General features: G+C 74.4%; 2 protein-coding genes. Both read left to right on the forward strand.

The genetic code is table 11. The features are described from left to right. Positions 1-347 precede the first annotated feature (347 nt). Positions 348-13751 (forward strand): type I polyketide synthase, encoded by a 13404-nt coding sequence (locus AB0M83_RS39280; RefSeq protein ID WP_364525340.1) that lies wholly within the window; start codon positions 348-350, stop codon positions 13749-13751. 45 nt (positions 13752-13796) lie between these two features. Continuing rightward, positions 13797-19636 (forward strand): type I polyketide synthase (locus tag AB0M83_RS39285; protein ID WP_364525344.1); only part of this gene is annotated, 5840 nt, incomplete at its 3' end.

Raw genomic sequence — 19636 nt, forward strand, 5'->3', positions numbered from 1 at the left:
AACCGGCGGAGACGGCGTTGCCGGGCGCACCTGTCCACAACCGGCCGGGGCTGTGGACAAAGCTCTCCGGCCCGGGCGGACGTGTCCGGGCAGCGCAGTGAATGACTCATTCCTCTCGCCCAACGCCAGGAATGAGTCATTCACTGCATCCGAGCCGAGCCGAGCCGAGCCGAGCCGAGCCGAGCCGAGCCGAGCCGAGCCGAGCCGAGCCGGAGGCGGAGGCGGAGGCGGGGCGGGGCAGGGCAGGGCGAGCCGAGGCGGCCGCCCAGCACCGCGAAATCTAGGGATTTGCGGGTGCCCCGTGCGGTTCACTCGAGGCGACCACGCCGTGAACCTGGAGGTACCTGGTGGCACTGTCTTCGGACAAGGACAAGGTCGTCGAAGCGCTCCGGGCGTCCTTGCGGGACAACAAGCGGCTGCGCGAGCAGAACGACCGGCTCGCGGCCGCCTCCAGGGAACCGATCGCCGTCGTCGCGATGAGCTGCCGCTTCCCCGGCGGCGTCAGCTCGCCCGAACAGCTGTGGGACCTCCTGCGCGACGGCACCGACGCCATCGGGAGCTTCCCCACCGACCGGAACTGGACCGCCGACGAGCTCGCCGGCAGCGACACCGCCGAGGGCGGGTTCCTCGACAAGGCCGGTGACTTCGACCCCGGCTTCTTCGGCATCTCGCCGCGCGAAGCCCTCGCCATGGACCCGCAGCAGCGGCTGCTCCTCGAAGTCTCCTGGGAGACCTTCGAACGCGCGGGGCTGGACCGGAGCGCGCTGCAAGCCAGCGACACCGGCGTCTTCATCGGCTGCAGCAACCAGGCCTACGGCTCCACCACCCTCGACGACCTGCCCGACGAGGTCCGCGGCCACCTGCTCACCGGCAGCGCCGTGTCCGTCGCGTCGGGCCGGATCGCCTACACCTTCGGCCTCGAAGGCCCCACCGTCACCGTCGACACCGCCTGCTCGTCGTCGCTCGTCGCGCTGCACCTCGCCGTGCAGGCGCTGCGCGCGGGGGAGTGCTCGATGGCGCTCGCCGGCGGGGTCACCGTGATGGCCACGCCCGCCGTCTTCGTCGAGTTCACCAGCCAGGGCGGCGTTTCCGCGTCCGGGCGGTGCCAGTCGTTCGCCGACGCCGCCGACGGCACCGGCTGGGGCGAGGGCGCCGGGATCCTGCTCGTCGAACGGCTGTCCGACGCCCGCAAGAACGGCCACCCGGTGCTCGCCGTCCTGCGCGGGTCCGCGGTCAACTCCGACGGCGCGTCCAACGGCCTCACCGCCCCCAACGGCCTTTCGCAGCAACGCGTCATCCGCGCCGCGCTCGCCAACGCCGGCCTCAAACCGTCCGAAGTGGACGCCGTCGAGGCGCACGGCACCGGCACGACGCTGGGCGACCCGATCGAGGCGCAGGCCCTGCTCGCCACCTACGGCCGCGACCGCGAGCACCCGCTCCGGCTCGGCTCGATCAAGTCCAACATCGGGCACACCCAGGCCGCCGCCGGCGTGGCCGGCGTGATGAAGATGATCCTGGCCCTGCGCCACGGCGAACTGCCCCGCACGCTGCACGTCACCGAGCCGTCCACGCAGGTCGACTGGACGCGCGGCGCGGTCGAGCTGCTGACCGAGCACACCGCCTGGCCCGAGACGGGCGCGCCCCGCCGGGCCGGGGTCTCGTCGTTCGGCGTCGGCGGCACCAACGCCCACGTCGTTCTCGAAGCCGCCGAGCCCGCGTCCGCGCCGGAGGAAACCGAGGCGCCGCAAGGCCCGACGACCTGGGTGCTGTCCGCCCGTACCGCCGAGGCCCTGCGCGAGCAGGCCGGCCTGTTGCGCAAGCACGTCACCGAAGAGCACCGGCCGGGCGACGTCGGCCTGTCGCTGGCGACCGCCCGCACCGCCTGGGAACACCGCGCCGCCGTGGTCGGCCGCACGGTCGAGGACCTGGTCCGCGGCCTCGACGCGGTCGCGGACGCGACGCCGTCGGCCGAGGTCGTCCGGGGCCTCGCCGCACCGTCGGGCAAGACCGCCTTCGTCTTCCCCGGCCAGGGCGCGCAGTGGGCCGGGATGGCGGTCGACCTTCTCGGCGAGCCCGTCTTCGCGGCGCGGATCGCGGAGTGCGCCGCCGCGCTGGCCCCCCACGTGGACTGGACCCTCACCGACGTCCTCGGTGACGCCGACGCCCTGGCCCGGGTCGACGTCGTGCAGCCGGCGTCCTGGGCCGTGATGGTCTCGCTCGCCGCGCTCTGGCAGTCGGCGGGCGTGCGGCCCGGCGCCGTCGTCGGGCACTCCCAGGGCGAGATCGCCGCCGCGGTCGTCGCGGGTGGACTGTCCCTTGAGGACGGTGCCCGCGTGGTCGCGTTGCGCAGCAAGCTCATCGCCGAGGTCCTCGCCGGCAAGGGCGGGATGGCGTCGGTCGCCTTGCCCCTGGCGGATGTCACCGCCCGGCTGGACGGCCGGATCAGTGTCGCGGCGGTCAACGGCCCGGGCTCGGTCGTGCTCTCCGGCGAGCCGGAAGCGCTCGACGAGCTGGTCGAAAACTGTGTGGCCGAAGGCATCCGCGCCCGCCGCATCCCGGTGGACTACGCCTCGCACTCCGCGCACGTGGAGGCGATCGAGGACGCCCTGCTCGCCGCGCTCGCCCCGATCACGCCGCGCACTTCCGACATCCCGCTGCACTCCTCGGTGCTCGGCGAGCGGATCGACACCGCGGCGCTGGACGCGGCCTACTGGTACCGGAACCTGCGCCGCACGGTCCTGTTCGACACGGCCGTGCGCGGCCTCGCCGAGGCGGGCTTCACCACGTTCGTCGAGGTGAGCGCCCACCCCGTGCTCGCCGCCGCCGTCGAGGAGACCCTGGACGGGCCGGTCGTCGTCGGGTCGCTGCGCCGCGGGGAAGGCGGCCTGCCGCGCTTCCTGACGTCGCTGGCCGAACTGTGGAGCCGGGGTGCCCCGGTCGACTGGGCCGCGCTCTTCCCCGGCGCGCGGCTCGTGGACCTGCCCACCTATCCCTTCCAGCGCGAACGCTACTGGCTGACCGCCGCCGAGAAGGCCGCGGGCGCGGCCGACGACCAGTTCTGGTCCGCCGTGGACAGTGGTGACGCCGAAGGGCTCGCCGCGTCGCTCGACGTCGACGCGACCGCGCTCGCCGACGTCCTGCCGGCGCTCGCCCAGTGGCACAAGCGCCGCACCGAGCAGTCCGTTGTGGACACCTGGCGGTACCGGATCGCTTGGCGGCCTTCGACTCCGTCCGAAGTGGACTTCAGTGGACGCTGGCTGGTCGTCGCCCCCGCCGGATACCCGGCCGGCAACCTCGTCGAGGGCCTGGCCGCGCACGGCGCCGAGCCGGTCCTGCTGACCGTCGAGCCCGGTGCGGACCTTCCCGAGCTGCCCACCGAAGGGGTCACCGGCGTCTTGTCGTTGCTCGCCTTCGCCGAAGACGGCCTCTACTCCACCATCGAACTGGTCCGGGCTGTGACCGCGCCGCTGTGGCTGCTGACCCGTGGTGCCGTCTCCACCGGCCGCTCCGACCGGCTGACCAGCCTGGACCAGGCGCAGATCTGGGGCATGGGCCGCGTCGTGGGCCTGGAACACCCGGACCGCTGGGGCGGCCTGGTCGACCTGCCTGAAACCCTCGACGAACGCGCGGTCGGCCGCTTGACCCAGGTGCTCGCCGACGCGAGCGAGGACCAGGTCGCGATCCGCGCGGCCGGCATCCTGGTCCGCCGCCTGGTCCCGGCGCCGCTCGGCAGCACGCGGCCCGCACGCGAGTGGCGGACGAGCGGCACCGCGCTGGTCACCGGCGGCACCGGCGCGCTCGGCGCGCACGTGGCCCGCTGGCTGGCGGCCGCCGGGGCCGAACACCTCGTCCTCACGAGCCGCCGTGGTCTCGACGCGGACGGCGCCGCCGAGCTGCGCGACGAGCTGACGGCGCTCGGCGTCGAGGTGACCATCGCCGCCTGCGACGTCGCCGACCGCGATGCCCTGGCCGCCCTGCTCGCCGGCATCGAGCCCCGCACCGTCGTGCACGCGGCCGGGGTGGGCCGCTCGGCCGCCCTGGCCGAGACCGATCGCGCCGAAGTCGCCGGCACGCTGCGCGCGAAGGTGCAGGGCGCCGCCAACCTCGACGAACTGCTCCCCGAGGATCTCGACGCGTTCGTCCTGTTCTCCTCCAACGCCGGCGTCTGGGGCGGCGGTGGCCAGGCCGCGTACGCCGCGGCCAACGCGGCCCTCGACGCGCTGGCGCAGCACCGCCGGGACCGCGGCCTCACCGCGACCTCCGTCGCGTGGGGCGCGTGGGCCGGCGCGGGCATGACCGGCGACGGCTCCGGGGAGCAGCTGCGCCGCCGCGGCATCCGCGCGATGGACCCGGCGCTCGCGCTCACCGTGCTGGGCCAGGCACTCGACGCGGACGAGACGTTCCTGTCCGTCGCGGACATGGACTGGGCCCGGTTCGCCCCGGCCTTCACCGCGGCCCGCCCGCGGCCCCTGCTCGATGAGCTGCCCGAGGTCCGCGACGCGCTCACGGCGGCCCCTGCCGAGGCCGATTCTTCCTTGGCGCACCGGCTTTCCGGCCTGCCCGAAGCCGCCCGCGCGGAGGCGCTGCTCGACCTCGTGCGGGCCGAGACCGCCGCCGTCCTGGGCTACCCCGGACCGGGCTCGGTCGAGCCGGACCGGGCCTTCCGCGACCTGGGTGTCGACTCCCTGATCGCCCTCGAAGTACGCAACCGGCTCGTCGCGGCGACCGGGCTCAAGCTGCCCGCCGTCGTGCTCTTCGACCACCCGGACCCGCGGCGGCTCGCCGCGCTGCTGGGGCACCGGCTGCTCGACGCCGGCCCCGTGGCGGCCGAGCGGCCGGTGTCCCGGGTGGACTCCGACGAGCCGATCGCCATCGTGTCGATGGCGTGCCGCCTGCCCGGCGGCGTGCGGTCGCCGGAAGACCTGTGGGACCTGGTTTCCGCGGGCGCGGAGGGCCTGTCGGCTTTCCCGGTGAACCGAGGCTGGGACCCCAGCGTGGTCGGCGGGGTGGGTGGGTTCGTCCACGACGCCGACGAGTTCGACGCCGCTTTCTTCGGGATCTCACCGCGGGAAGCCCTGGCCATGGACCCGCAGCAGCGGCTGCTGCTGGAGAGCGCGTGGGAGGTCTTCGAGCGCGCCGGGATCGACCCGCGTTCGCTGCGCGGCAGCGCGGCCGGCGTGTTCGTCGGCTGCGGCACCCAGGGCTACGCGACCGGCCACACCGAGGCGGCGGAAGAGGTCGAAGGCCACCTGCTCACCGGCAACGCCGGCGCGGTCGTGTCCGGCCGGGTGTCCTATGTGCTCGGGCTGGAAGGCCCCGCGGTGACCGTCGACACGGCGTGTTCGTCTTCGCTGGTGGCGCTGCACCTGGCCGCCCAGTCGGTCCGCTCCGGCGAGTCGTCGATGGCGGTCGCCGGCGGCGTCACGGTGATGGCGACGCCCGGTGCGTTCCAGGAGTTCGCCAAGCAGGGCGGGCTGGCCGGCGACGGCCGGTGCAAGTCCTTCGCCGACGCGGCGGACGGCACCGGCTGGGGCGAAGGTGTCGCGCTGGTGCTGGTCGAGCGCCTGTCGGACGCACGGCGGCTCGGCCACCCGGTGCTCGCGCTGCTGCGCGGCTCGGCGATGAACCAGGACGGCGCGTCGAACGGCCTGAGCGCGCCGAACGGCCCGTCGCAGCAACGCGTGATCCGCGCAGCGCTCGCGAACGCAGGCCTGGCACCGTCCGATGTGGACGCCGTCGAGGCGCACGGCACGGGCACGACGCTGGGCGACCCGATCGAGGCGCAGGCCCTGCTGGAAACCTACGGCCGGCACCGGGACCGGCCGCTGTGGCTCGGCTCGGTGAAGTCCAACCTCGGCCACACGCAGGCCGCGTCGGGCGCGGTCGGCGTGCTCAAGATGGTCCTCGCCCTGCGCGGGGAAACGCTGCCGAAGACACTGCACGTCGACCGGCCGTCGGAGCGGGTCGACTGGTCGGCGGGCGAGGTGCGGCTGCTGACGGAGGCTCAGGACTGGCCGGCGGGCGATCGGCCGCGTCGCGCGGGGGTGTCGTCGTTCGGCGTCAGCGGGACCAACGCGCACGTGATCTTGGAGGAGCCGCCCGCGGTTCCGGCCGTCCACCATGAACCCGAAGCCGGTGTCGTGCCCTGGGTGCTTTCGGGGCGGACCGAGCAGGCGGTGCGGGACGCCGCCCGCGCGCTGCCCGACGGCGACCCGGTGGACATCGCGCTCGCACTGGCCGCGCGTTCGTCCTTCGAGTTCCGGACCGTGGTGGTGGGAGACGGTCGCGACGACCTGCTCGCCGGGCTCGCCGCGGCGACCCCGGTTCTCGCGGAGCCGGGCAAGACGGCGTTCCTGTTTTCCGGCCAGGGTTCGCAGTGCGTCGGGATGGGTGCGGAGCTGTACGAGCGGTTCCCGCTGTTCGCGGACGCGTTCGACGCGGTCTGCGCGCTGGTGGACTCTTCGCTGGATCGGCCGTTGCGGGAGGTCGTCTTCGGCGACGCTCCGCTGTTGGACGAGACGGGATATACGCAGCCCGCGTTGTTCGCGGTCGAGGTGGCGTTGTTCCGGCTGCTGGAGTCGTGGGGCGTGGTCCCGGACCACGTTGCCGGGCACTCGATCGGTGAGATCGCCGCGGCGCACGTCGCCGGCGTGCTGTCCCTCGAGGACGCTTGTCGTCTGGTGGTAGCTCGGGCGAGCCTGATGCAGGCGCTGCCCACCGGCGGCGCGATGCTGGCCGTGCAGGCCACTGAGGACGAAGTCGCCGTGGTTCTGACCGGCGGTGTCGGCTTGGCCGCGGTGAACGGTCCCGAGGCTGTGGTGGTGTCCGGTGAAGTCGAAGCCGTCGAAGCGGTGGAGCGGCACTTCGCCGGTCTGGGCCGGAAGGTCCGGCGGCTCACGGTGTCGCACGCGTTCCACTCGTCCTTGATGGACCCGATGCTGGACGACTTCGCTAGTGTCGCCGGTTCGTTGACCTTCAGCGCACCGAAGATCGCGCTGGTGTCCACTGTGTCCGGACGTGTGGCCGGGGACGAGATCCTGACCCCGGAGTACTGGGTGCGCCAGGTCCGCGAGCCGGTGCGGTTCGCGGACGCGTCCGCCGCGCTCGCCGAACTGGGCGTCACGCGAGGTCTCGAACTCGGACCCGACGGCGTGCTGTCCGCACTGGCCGCGTTCCCGTCACTTCCGTTGCTGCGCAAGGACCGCGACGAGTACCCGAGCCTGCTCGCCGCGCTGGGAGCCGCGCACACGCGGGGCCACACCGTCGACTGGCGGGCAGTCCTGCACTCGGCGCACCCAGGGCGTTCCGCCGACGCCGTCACCCTGCCGACGTACCCGTTCCAGCGCACGCGCTTCTGGCTGGAGACCCGTCCGGCGCCGGACGAGCGGTTCTGGGCGGCGGTCGAGCGCGGTGACCTCGAAGCCTTATCGGCCTGGCGCGAACGCGGCCAGTCGCCGGCCGGCCAGTACGAAGTCACCTGGACCCCCGTCGGCACCGGAGAGACCGAGCTGGACGGCCGATGGCTCGCGGTGGTTCCCGCCGGGACGGGCCCGCACCTTCTCGACGACGTCCTCGAAGTCATCCCCGCGGACGATCGTGCGTCCCTCGCCGCGCGTCTGCGCGGCCGGGACCTCGACGGCGTCTTGTCCACTTTGGACGCGGAAGGCCAGCTCGCGTTGGTCCAGGCCCTCGGTGACGCCGAAATCGACGCGCCCCTGTGGTGCGTCACCCGGGGTGCGGTCGCCGCGGCCGAAGGTGACGTGCCGGATCCGGCGCAGGCGATGGTCTGGGGTCTCGGGCGCACGGCCGCGCTGGAGCACCCGCACCGCTGGGGCGGTCTCGTCGACCTGCCCACCGACCTGGACGCGGAGACGCTTGGCCGGCTCCGGACGATCCTCTCCGGCGTGACCGGCGAAGACCAGGTCGCCCTCCGCGGGGCGCAGGTCCTGGCCCGCCGGCTCGTCCGGCGCACCCCGCGCCTGGCGACGCCGTGGCAGCCCAGCGGCACGGTGCTGGTCACCGGCGGCACCGGCGCGCTCGGCCGGCACGTCGCGCGCTGGCTGGCCGGGGCCGGGGCCGAACGCCTCGTCCTGACCAGCCGCCGCGGTCCCGACGCCCCCGGCGCCCGCGACCTCGAAGCCGAGCTGACCGGACTCGGCGTCCGGGTCGACGTCCTGGCCTGCGACGTCACCGACCGCGCCGCGCTCGAAGCAACCCTCGAATCCGTTGGCGCACTCACCGCTGTCGTGCACACCGCGGGGGTCCTGGCCGACGGCGTCCTCGAAGCCCTCACCCCGGACCGCCTGGCCGAGGTCGTCGACGCGAAGGCCGTCTCGGCTCGGCACCTGCACGAACTCACCGCCGGGCTCGACGCGTTCGTCCTCTTCTCCTCCTGCGCCGGCACCTTCGGCGCGGCCGGGCAGGGCAACTACGCCGCCGCCAACGCCTACCTCGACGCCCTCGCCGAGCAGCGACGGGCGCACGGCCTGGCAGCGACCTCGATCGCCTGGGGACCCTGGGCCGACGGCGGGATGGCCGCCGCGGCCGCCGCCGAGGAGCACCTCGGCCGCACCGGGCTCGCCCCGCTGCGGCCCGGCCGGGCGATCGCCGCGCTGGCGGCAGCGGTCGACGGCGGTGCGGCGGCCGTCACCGTCGCCGACGTCGACTGGGAGCGGTTCGCCGCCGCGCTCACCGCGCACCGCCCGAGCCCGCTCATCGCCGGCCTGCCCGAGGTGCGGCAGCTCGCGCCGGCGTCCGCGGGCCGGCTCGACCTCGCCGGACTGTCCCCGACGGACGCCGACCGGCTGCTGCTCAAGCTGGTGCGCGAGCAGGTCGCCTTCGCCCTCGGCCACCGCTCGGCCGACGACGTCGCGGCCGGCCGCACCTTCAAGGAGCTCGGCTTCGACTCGCTGACCGCCGTCGAGCTGCGCAACCGCCTCGACACCGCCACCGGGCTGCGGCTCCCGGCCACCCTCGCGTTCGACTACCCGACCGCGACGGTCCTGGCGGCGTACCTGCGCGCGGAGTTGCTCGGCGACGCCGAACAGGCACCGGTAACCGTCGCGAAGGACACCGACGAGCCCATCGCCATCGTCGGCATGAGCTGCCGGTTCCCCGGCGGGGTGCGGAACCCGGACGAGCTCTGGGCCCTGCTCGCCGAGGGCCGCGACGCGGTCACGGAGTTCCCCGCCGATCGCGGCTGGGACACCGACGCGCTCTACGACCCCGACCCCGACCACGCCGGGACGACCTACGTGCGCGAAGGCGGCTTCCTGGTGGGCGCTGACCAGTTCGACGCCGAGTTCTTCGGGATTTCGCCGCGGGAGGCCCTGGCCATGGACCCGCAGCAGCGGCTGCTGCTGGAAGCCTCGTGGGAAGCCCTGGAACAGGCGGGCATCGACCCGCTGACCGTGCGCGGCGCCCCGGTCGGGGTGTTCGCCGGCACCAACGGGCAGGACTACACCGCGGCGCTGCACTTCGGCGAGGAGAGCGTCGACGGCTACCTCGCCACCGGCAGCGCGGGCAGTGTCCTTTCCGGACGGATCGCCTACGAGCTCGGGCTGGAGGGCCCGGCGATGACCGTCGACACGGCGTGCTCGTCTTCGCTGGTCGCGCTGCACCTGGCCGCCCAGTCGCTGCGGGCGGGCGAATGCTCGCTGGCGCTGGCCGGCGGCGTCACGATCATGTCGACTCCCGGCCTGTTCGTCGAGTTCAGCCGCCAGCGCGGCCTCGCCGCCGACGGCCGGTGCAAGGCCTTCGCCGACGAGGCGGACGGCACCGGCTGGGGCGAAGGCGTCGGCGTCGTCCTCGTCGAACGGCTGTCCGACGCGCGCCGCAACGGCCACCCGGTGCTCGCGGTCGTCCGCGGCAGCGCGGTCAACCAGGACGGCGCGTCGAACGGCCTGACCGCCCCGAACGGCCCGTCCCAGCAGCGGGTGATCCGCGCGGCACTGGCGAACGCGGGCCTGACGCCGTCCGATGTGGACGCCGTCGAGGCCCACGGCACGGGCACGACGCTGGGTGACCCGATCGAAGCGCAGGCCCTGCTGGCGACCTACGGCCGGGACCGCGCCGCGCAAGAGCCGCTGTGGCTGGGCTCGATCAAGTCGAACGTCGGGCACACGCAGGCCGCGGCCGGCGTCGCCGGGGTCATCAAGATGGTCCTGGCCCTGCGCCACGGCGTGCTGCCCGCGACCCTGCACGTCGGCGAGCCCTCGCGGCACGTCGACTGGGCCAGTGGCGCGGTGTCCCTGCTGACCGAGCCGCGGCCGTGGCCCGAGCGCGATGGACCGCGCCGCGCCGGGATCTCGTCGTTCGGCGTCAGCGGCACGAACGCGCACGTCATCGTGGAGCAGGTCCTGGAGCGCCCCAATGTGGCGTTCGGTGCGTCTGACGCACCCAATGCCACATTGGGGCGCTTGGTGCCGTGGGTCCTGTCGGGCCGGTCGGAAGCCGCGGTCCGGGACCGGGCCGCCGCGCTGGCCGAGGTGGACGGGAGCGTCGAAGAGATCGGCTGGTCGCTGGTCAGCACCCGGTCCCAGTTCGAGCACCGCGCGGTCGTCCTCGATGATCACCGCGCCGGCGTCCGCGAACTGACTGCCGCCGTCACCGGAACCGCCGGGCCTGCGGGGGAGACGGTGTTCGTCTTCCCCGGCCAAGGCGCGCAGTGGGCCGGGATGGCGCTCGGGCTGCTCGACGAGCCGGTCTTCGCGCGGCGGCTCGCCGAATGCGCGGAAGCGCTGGCCCCGCACGTCGGCTGGTCGCTGACGGACGTTCTCGGCGACGCGGAAGCCCTGAAGAGGGTCGACGTCGTGCAACCCGCGTCCTGGGCCGTGATGGTGTCCCTGGCCGCGCTCTGGCGCGCCCACGGGATCGAGCCCGACGCCGTCGCCGGGCACTCCCAAGGCGAGATCGCCGCCGCGGTGGTCGCGGGCGGACTGTCCCTCGAGGACGGTGCGAAGGTCGTCGCGCTGCGCAGCAAGGCGATCGCCGCCGGGCTCGCCGGGCAGGGCGGCATGGCCTCGCTCGCGCTCGACGCCGGCCGCGTCGCGGACCTGCTGCCGGACGGGGTCGCGATCGCGGCCTACAACAGCCCGGCCTCCACGGTCGTCTGCGGCGACCCCACCGCCCTGGACGAGCTGATCGCCCAGTGCGCGGACAACGACATCCGCGCCCGGCGCATCCCGGTCGACTACGCCTCCCACTCGGGCTACGTCGAAGGCATCCGCGAGGAACTGCACGACGTCCTGGCGGGCCTGAACCCCCGCACGGGCGACGTCCCGTTCTACTCCGCGGTCACGGCCGAGCCGGTCGACACCGCGACCCTGGACGCCGGGTACTGGTACCGGAACCTCCGAGAGCCGGTCCGCTTCCTCGACACGACCCGGGTCCTCCTCGAGCGGGGACACCGGTTCTTCGTCGAGGTCAGCCCGCACCCGGTGCTGCTGTCCGCGATCCAGGAGACCCTCGACGACGCCCCGGGCGTCGTCGTCGGGACGCTGCGCCGCGGCGAAGGCGGCCCGCGCCGCTTCCTGACCTCGGTCGCCGAGCTGTGGACGCAGGGGCACGACGTCGACTGGCGGACGGCCCTCCCCGAGACGCGCACTGTCGCCCTGCCCACCTACCCGTTCCAGCACCGGCGCTTCTGGCCGACGGCCAAGACCGCCGTGACGCCTGCCGGCGACCCGGCCGACGACCGGTTCTGGGCCGCGGTGGAACGCGAGGACCTGGCGTCGATCGCGGACACCCTGGCCGTCGCGCCGGAACCCCTCGGCGACGTCCTGCCCGCGCTCGCGTCCTGGCGGCGCACCCGCCTGGAGAAATCCACTGTGGACGGCTGGCGCTACCGCATCACCTGGAAGCCCCTCGCCACGGAAGAGAAGTCCCTGACCGGCACCTGGCTGGTCGTGACGCCGGAAGACGGCGACCACCCGTGGATCGACGCGGCGCGGCAAGCCGTCGAGGACGCGGGAGCGACCGCCGTCCCGCTCACCGTCGGGGCCACCGACCGGGCCGCGCTCGGCAAGCGCCTGGTCGATCTCGCGCCGGCGGACGGCGTGCTCTCCCTGCTGGCCTTCGACGCGGCCGGGGACGCGGTGCTCCCGCGCGGCGTCGCGAACACGCTGCTGCTGACCCAGGCGCTCGGCGACGCCGGGATCACCGCCCCGCTGTGGCTCGCCACGGCGGGCGCGGTCGCCACCGGCCGGGCCGACACCGTGACCGACCCCGCGCAGTCCCAGATCTGGGGCCTCGGCCGGGTCATCGGCCTGGAGCACGCCGACCGCTGGGGCGGCCTGGTCGACCTGCCGGACACGGCGACCGAGCGTGACCGGCAGCGGTTGGCCGGGATCCTGGCCGCGGCGGGCGACGAGGACCAGGTCGCCGTCCGCGCGTCCGGGGTGCTCACCCGCCGCCTGGTCCCGGCCCCGCTGGGCGACGCCGCCCCGGCCCGCGACTGGCGTCCGGACGGCGCCGTGCTGATCACCGGCGGCACCGGCGCGCTGGGCGCCCACGTCGCCCGGTGGCTCGCCGGCCGCGGCGCGCGGCGTCTGGTGCTCACGAGCAGGCGAGGCGAGGCGGCCCCCGGCGCGGCCGAACTCCGCGAGGAGCTGACCGCCCTCGGCGCGACCACGACGATCGCCGCCTGCGACGTCGCCGACCGCGCGTCGCTGAAAACGCTGCTCGACGAACTGGGCGAGCCCGTCCGGGCCGTCTTCCACGCGGCCGGGGTCGTGCAGGGCACCGCGCTCGACGACACCGAACTGGCCGAGTTCGCCGAGGTGGTGTCGGCCAAGGTCGCCGGCGCCACGCACCTCGACGAGCTCCTGGCCGACCTCGACGCGTTCGTGCTGTTCTCCTCCAACGCCGGCGTCTGGGGCAGCGGCGGGCAAGGCGCGTACGCGGCGGGCAACGCCTTCCTCGACGCGCTCGCCCAGCGCCGCCGGGACCGCGGGCTCACCGCGACCTCGGTCGCGTGGGGCGCCTGGCAGGGCGCGGGCATGGCGGGCGACAACGACGCCGAGGAACACCTGCGCCGCCGGGGCGTCGGGGCGATGCCGCCGGAGCGGGCGCTGCTCGCCCTGGGCCAGGCGATCGACCGCGACGAGACCGTCCTCACCGTCGCCGACGTCGACTGGGAGCGGTTCGTGCGGGGCTTCACGGCCGCGCGGCCGCGGCCGCTGCTCGACGACCTCCCCGCCGTCCGCCGGGCCCTCGAGGCGCGGCCGGCCGAAGCTGAGCCGGCGGACTTCGCGAGCCGGCTGACCGGCCTGCCGCCGGTCGAGCAGGAGCGGGTCGTCCTCGACCACGTCCGCGACGCCATCGCCCGGGTGCTCGGGCACGCGGGCGCCGGGGAGATCGACGCGCACCGGCCGTTCAAGGAGATCGGCTTCGACTCCCTGACCGCGGTGGAGCTGCGCAACCGTCTGCGCACCGCGACCGGGCTCAAGCTGCCCGCCACCCTCGTCTTCGACCACCCGACGCCGTCGGCGCTGGCCGGGTTCCTGCTCTCGGCGCTGGTCGGCGAGGAAGTCTCGGTCCTGGGGGAGCTGGACCGGATCGAGGCGCTGGTTTCAGGGGTTTCCCCAGACGATGACGCCTTTGGTCAAATCACCAGCCGACTTCAGACCATGCTGAACAAGCTGGGAGAAGCCCGGGCGTCCGACGGCCGTCCCCGGGCCGCCCAGCAGCTCGAAGGCGCGACGGACGACGAAATTTTCGACTTCATCCACCGGGAGCTCGGCAGGTCGTGACGGCCCGGCGCCGGTGGACCGCACTAAGGACCACAGGCGAGGGCGCTGGTGAACGAGGACAAGCTCCGGGACTACCTGAAGTGGGTCACGACCGACCTTGCCGAGACCCGGCAACGCCTCCAGGAGCTGGAGGAGGGGGAGCGGGAGCCCATCGCGATCGTGGCGATGGGCTGCCGGTTCCCGGGCGGCGTGACCTCCCCGGAGGAGCTTTGGGACCTGGTCGACGGCGGGACCGACGCCATGTCGGCGTTCCCGGTCGACCGCGGCTGGGACACCACCGACGGCGAGTACGCGCGCACTGGCGGGTTCATCGACACCGCCACGACGTTCGACCCGGCGTTCTTCGGGATCAGCCCGCGCGAAGCCCTGGCCACCGACCCCCAGCAGCGGCTGCTGCTCGAAGTGTCGTGGGAGGTCTTCGAACGCGCCGGGATCGACCCCGGCTCCCTGACCGGCACGTCCGCCGGTGTTTTCGTCGGCTCGACGCCGTCCGGGTACGGCCTGGGCAGCGAGACCGGCGAGGTCGCCGGGCACCTGCTCACCGGCAACGCGGGCAGCGTCCTTTCCGGACGGCTCGCCTACAGCTACGGCCTGGAAGGGCCCGCGGTCACCGTCGACACGGCGTGCTCGTCGGCGCTGGTCGCGCTGCACCTCGCCTGCCAGGCGCTGCGCAAGCGGGAGTGCTCCCTGGCCTTGGCCGGCGGCGCGACGATCATGTCGACCCCGGCCGTCTTCCTCGAGTTCGCCCGCCAGGGCGGACTCTCCGGTGATGGCCGCTGCAAGCCCTTCGCCGAGGCCGCCGACGGCACCGGCTGGGGCGAGGGCGTCGGCCTGCTGCTGCTCGAGCGCCTGTCCGACGCGCGGCGCCGCAACCACCCCGTGCTCGCCGTGGTCGAGGGCTCGGCCGTCAACTCCGACGGCGCGTCCAACGGCCTGACCGCCCCGAACGGCCCGTCCCAGCAACGGGTGATCCGCGCGGCCCTGGCCGCCGCCGGGCTCTCGCCCGCCGACGTCGACGTCGTCGAGGCCCACGGCACCGGCACCACGCTCGGCGACCCGATCGAGGCCCAGGCGCTGCTGGCCACCTACGGGCAGAACCGCCCGGCGGACCGGCCGCTGCGGGTCGGCGCGGTGAAGTCCAACATCGGGCACACCCAGGCCGCCTCCGGCGTCGCCGGCGTGATCAAGATGGTCCTGGCCCTGCGGCACGGGCACCTGCCGCACACCCTGCACCTGGACGAGCCGTCGTCCCACGTGGACTGGGCGGCCGGGTCGGTCGAGCTGCTGGGCGAGCCGATGCCCTGGCCGGAGCGCGAGGCGCCCCGCCGCGCCGGCGTGTCCGCGTTCGGCGTCAGCGGCACCAACGCCCACGTCCTCCTCGCCGAACCGCCGGCGGCCGAAGCGACCGAAGAAGTCCCGGCTTCGGCCGGACCGTGGCCGTTCCCGGTGTCCGCGCGCGGCACGGCCGCCCTGCGCGAGCAGGTCGCGAGCCTCCGGACCGTTGCGGAGCAGGAAAACCTGGCCGACCTCGCCTGGTCGCTGGGCACCGGCCGGGCGGCCCTGGACGACCGCGCGGTCGTCCTGGCCGACAGCCGCGACGAGCTGCTGCGCGGTCTCGACGCCCTCGCCGCGGACGGCGTCGCGCCGGGACTGGTGCGCGGCACGATCCGGCCGGGGAAGCTGGCCTTCCTGTTCACCGGCCAGGGTTCGCAGCGGGCCGGCATGGGCGGCGAGCTGTCCGCGCGGTTCCCGGTGTTCGCCGCCGCCTTCGACGAGGTGTGCGCGGAGTTCGACCGTCACCTCGACCGTCCACTGCGGACGGTGATCGCCTCGGGCGAGCGTCTCGACGAGACCGCGTACACCCAGCCCGCCTTGTTCGCCGTCGAGGTCGCGCTGTACCGGCTCGCCGAGTCCTGGGGCTACACCCCGGACTACCTGCTGGGCCACTCGATCGGCGAGCTGGTCGCCGCGCACCTGGCCGGAGTCCTTTCGCTGACCGACGCTTGCACGCTCGTCGCCGCTCGCGGCCGGCTGATGCAGGCGCTGCCCACCGGTGGGGCGATGGTCGCCATCCAGGCGACCGAGAACGAAGTCGAGCTGGTCGACGGGCTGTCGATCGCGGCCGTCAACGGGCCGTCGTCGCTCGTGCTCTCCGGGGACGAGGACGTCGTGCTGGCCGCGGCGGAGCGCTTCGCCGGGCTCGGCCGCAAGACCAAGCGCCTCGACGTCTCGCACGCGTTCCACTCCGCCCGCATGGACGGGATGCTCGCCGAGTTCCGCCAGGTCCTCGACGGGCTCACCTTCCACCCGCCGAAGATCGCGGTCGTCTCCAACGTCACCGGCACCCTCGCCGACCGGCTGACCTCGCCCGAGTACTGGGTTTCGCACGTCCGCGAGGCCGTCCGGTTCGCCGACGGCGTCGGCTGGCTGAGCGAGGCCGGGGTGACCGGCTTCCTGGAACTCGGCCCCGACGGCGCGCTGGCCGCCCTCGCCCAGGACTGCCTGCCCGGCGACGCGGCCGTGGCCGCGCTCCTGCGCCGGGACCGGCCGGAAGCACCGGCCGCGCTGACCGGGCTCGCCCGGATGCACGTGGCCGGCCACGGACCCGATTGGGCGGCCGTGCTGGCCGGCGGCCGCCGCGTCGACCTGCCGACGTACCGCTTCCAGCGGCAGCGCTACTGGCTGGAGCCCGCGGCCCCCACCGGCACCGGGGACGACGAGTTCTGGTCCGCCGTCGACGCCGGAACCCTCGCCGAGGTGCTGAACCTGCCCGAGGGCGCGGCCGGGGACCTCCTCCCCGCGCTGTCGGCCTATCGCGCGAAGCGCCAGGAAAAATCCATTGTGGATGCCTGGCGGTACGGGATCGGCTGGACGCCGGTGTCGCCGATCTCGAACTCTCTTTCGGGCACCTGGCTGGCGGTCGTCCCGGCCGAGGAATTCACGTCGCCGGTGCTCGACGCTCTGGTGGGCCGCGGATTCGTTCCCGTCACTCCCGATCGGCTGCCCGAGCACTCCGATGTGGACGGACTGCTTTCGCTGCTGGCCTTGGACACCGAAGCGTCCGTCACCACGACCTTGCTGCGCACCATCGAGCTGGTCCGCGTTGCGGCCGCTCCGCTCTGGATCGCCACTCAGAGCGCCGTCTCCACCGGGCAGGCCGACCCGCTGAGCGCGGCCGGCCAGGCTCCGCTGTGGGGTCTCGGCCGGGTCGCCGCGCTGGAGTACCCGCAGCGCTGGGGCGGTCTGGTCGACCTGCCCGCCGAGCTGGACGACCGCGCCCTCGACCGGCTGACCGCCGTCCTGACCTCGGCCGAAGACCAGGTCGCGCTGCGCGCGTCCGGCGCCTTCGCCCGCCGGCTGAAGCGGGCCACCGGCCCGGCCGCCGAACCGTGGTCGCCCGCCGGGACCGTGCTGATCACCGGCGGCACCGGCGCGCTGGGCGCGGTCGTCGCCCGCACGCTCGCCGAAGCCGGAGCCGGGCACCTCGTCCTGGCCGGCCGCCGCGGTCTCGACGCTCCGGGCGCGACAGCGTTGCGGGACGAGCTGACCGCGCTCGGCACCCGGGTCACCGTCGCCGCCTGCGACGTCGCCGATCGCGACGCCGTGGCCGGGTTGCTGGTCTCGCTGCCCGACCTCGACGCCGTCATCCACACCGCCGGCGTCCTCGACGACGCCGTGCTCGACGGCGTCACCGCCGAGCAGCTCGGTACCGTCTTCCGGCCCAAGCTCGACGCCGCCCGGCACCTCGACGAGCTGACCCGCGACCGTGCACTGTCCGCGTTCGTGCTGTTCTCGTCCTTCGCGGGCAGCCTCGGCGCGGTCGGGCAGGCCGCCTACGCCGCGGCGAACGCCGGACTCGACGCGCTCGCCGAGCAGCGCCGCGCCGCCGGGCTGCCCGCCACCTCCGTGGCCTGGGGCCCGTGGGGCGGCAGCGGCATGGCGGCCGACGACCTGGTCGCCGACCGGATGCGCCGGGGCGGGGTGCCGCCGATGGCCCCGCGCCTGGCCGTCGCCGCGCTGCGCCGTGCCATCGCCGGCGGGGAAGCGAACCCCATCGTCGCCGACGTCGACTGGGCGAAGTTCGTGCCCGGCTTCACCACCACGCGCCCCAGCCCGCTGCTCGGCGACCTGCCCGAGGCGCGGGACGCGATGCGCGTCGCCGGAGAAGAGCCGCTGGTCACGCGGCTGGCCGGACTGTCCACAGAGGATCAGCAGGCGCTCCTGCTCGCCGTCGTCCGCACCCAGGCCGCGGCCGTGCTCGCCTACCCCGGGCCGGAGTCGGTCGAGCCCGGGCGGGCGTTCAAGGACCTCGGCGTCGATTCGCTGACCGCCGTCGAACTGCGCAACGGCCTCGGCGCCGCGACCGGGCGCGCGCTGCCCGCGACGCTGGTGTTCGACTACCCGACCCCGGTCGCCGTCGCGACCTACCTGCGCGAGGAGCTGGCCGGTTCCGTCGCGACGCCGGTCGTCACCGGGTCCGCCGCGGCCGTCGAGGACGAGCCGCTCGCCATCGTGTCGATGGCCTGCCGCCTGCCCGGCGGCGTGCGGTCGCCCGAAGACCTGTGGGACCTCCTGGCGGGCGGCCGCGACGCCGTCGGCACCTTCCCCGAGGACCGCGGCTGGCCCCTGGCCGACCTGTACCACCCCGACCGCGACCACGAAGGCACCAGCTACACGCGTCACGGCGGCTTCCTCGACGGCGTGGCCGACTTCGACGCCGGCTTCTTCGGGATCTCGCCGCGCGAGGCCCTCGCCATGGACCCGCAGCAGCGGCTGCTGCTGGAGACCTCGTGGGAGACGTTCGAGCGCGCGGGCATCGACCCGTCGTCGCTGCGCGGCGCCCAGGTCGGCGTCTACATCGGCACCAACGGCCAGGACTACGCGGCGTTGCTGCGCGAGTCCGGCGAGGGCACGTCGGACGGCCACGTCGGCACCGGGAACGCCGGATCGGTCGTTTCCGGGCGGATCTCCTACGTGCTGGGCCTGGAGGGCCCCGCCGTCACGGTGGACACCGCGTGCTCGTCGTCGCTGGTGGCGTTGCACTGGGCCGCGCAGTCACTGCGCTCGGGTGAGTCCTCGATGGCGCTGGTCGGCGGCGTGACCGTGATGACGACGCCGGGCGCGTTCCTGGAGTTCAGCAAGCAGGGCGGCCTGGCCGAAGACGGCCGGTGCAAGGCGTTCGCCGACGGCGCGGACGGCACGGGCTGGGGCGAGGGTGTCGGCCTCATCCTCGTCGAGCGGCTTTCGGACGCACGCCGCAACGGGCACCCGGTGCTGGCGCTGGTGCGCGGTTCCGCGGTGAACCAGGACGGCGCGTCGAACGGGCTCACCGCCCCGAACGGGCCTTCGCAGCAGCGAGTGATCCGGGCGGCGCTGGCGAACGCGGGGCTGGAACCGTCCGATGTGGACGCTGTCGAAGCGCACGGGACCGGGACGACGCTGGGTGATCCGATCGAGGCCCAGGCGCTGCTGGCGACGTACGGCCGCGACCGTGACCAGCCGCTGTGGCTGGGTTCGCTGAAGTCCAACATCGGGCACACGCAGGCGGCGGCGGGCGTCGCCGGGATCATCAAGATGGTCCTCTCGCTGGGCCACGGCCTACTGCCGAAGACACTGCACGTCGACCAGCCGTCGCGGCACATCGACTGGGACAGTGGTGCTGTCGCGCTGCTGACCGAGGCGCACCCCTGGCCGGACCACGACGGACCGCGCCGCGCGGGCGTGTCCTCGTTCGGCGTCAGCGGCACGAACGCCCACGTCATCCTCGAGCAGTCGCCGGAGCGCCCCAATGTGGCCTTGGTTGCGTCCAACGCACCCAAGGCGGCCTTCGGTGCGTCTGACGCACCGAAGGCCACATTGGGGCGCTTGGTTCCGTGGGTCCTGTC

The organism is Amycolatopsis sp. NPDC051106, assembly GCF_040682775.1.
Lineage (GTDB): Bacteria > Actinomycetota > Actinomycetes > Mycobacteriales > Pseudonocardiaceae > Amycolatopsis.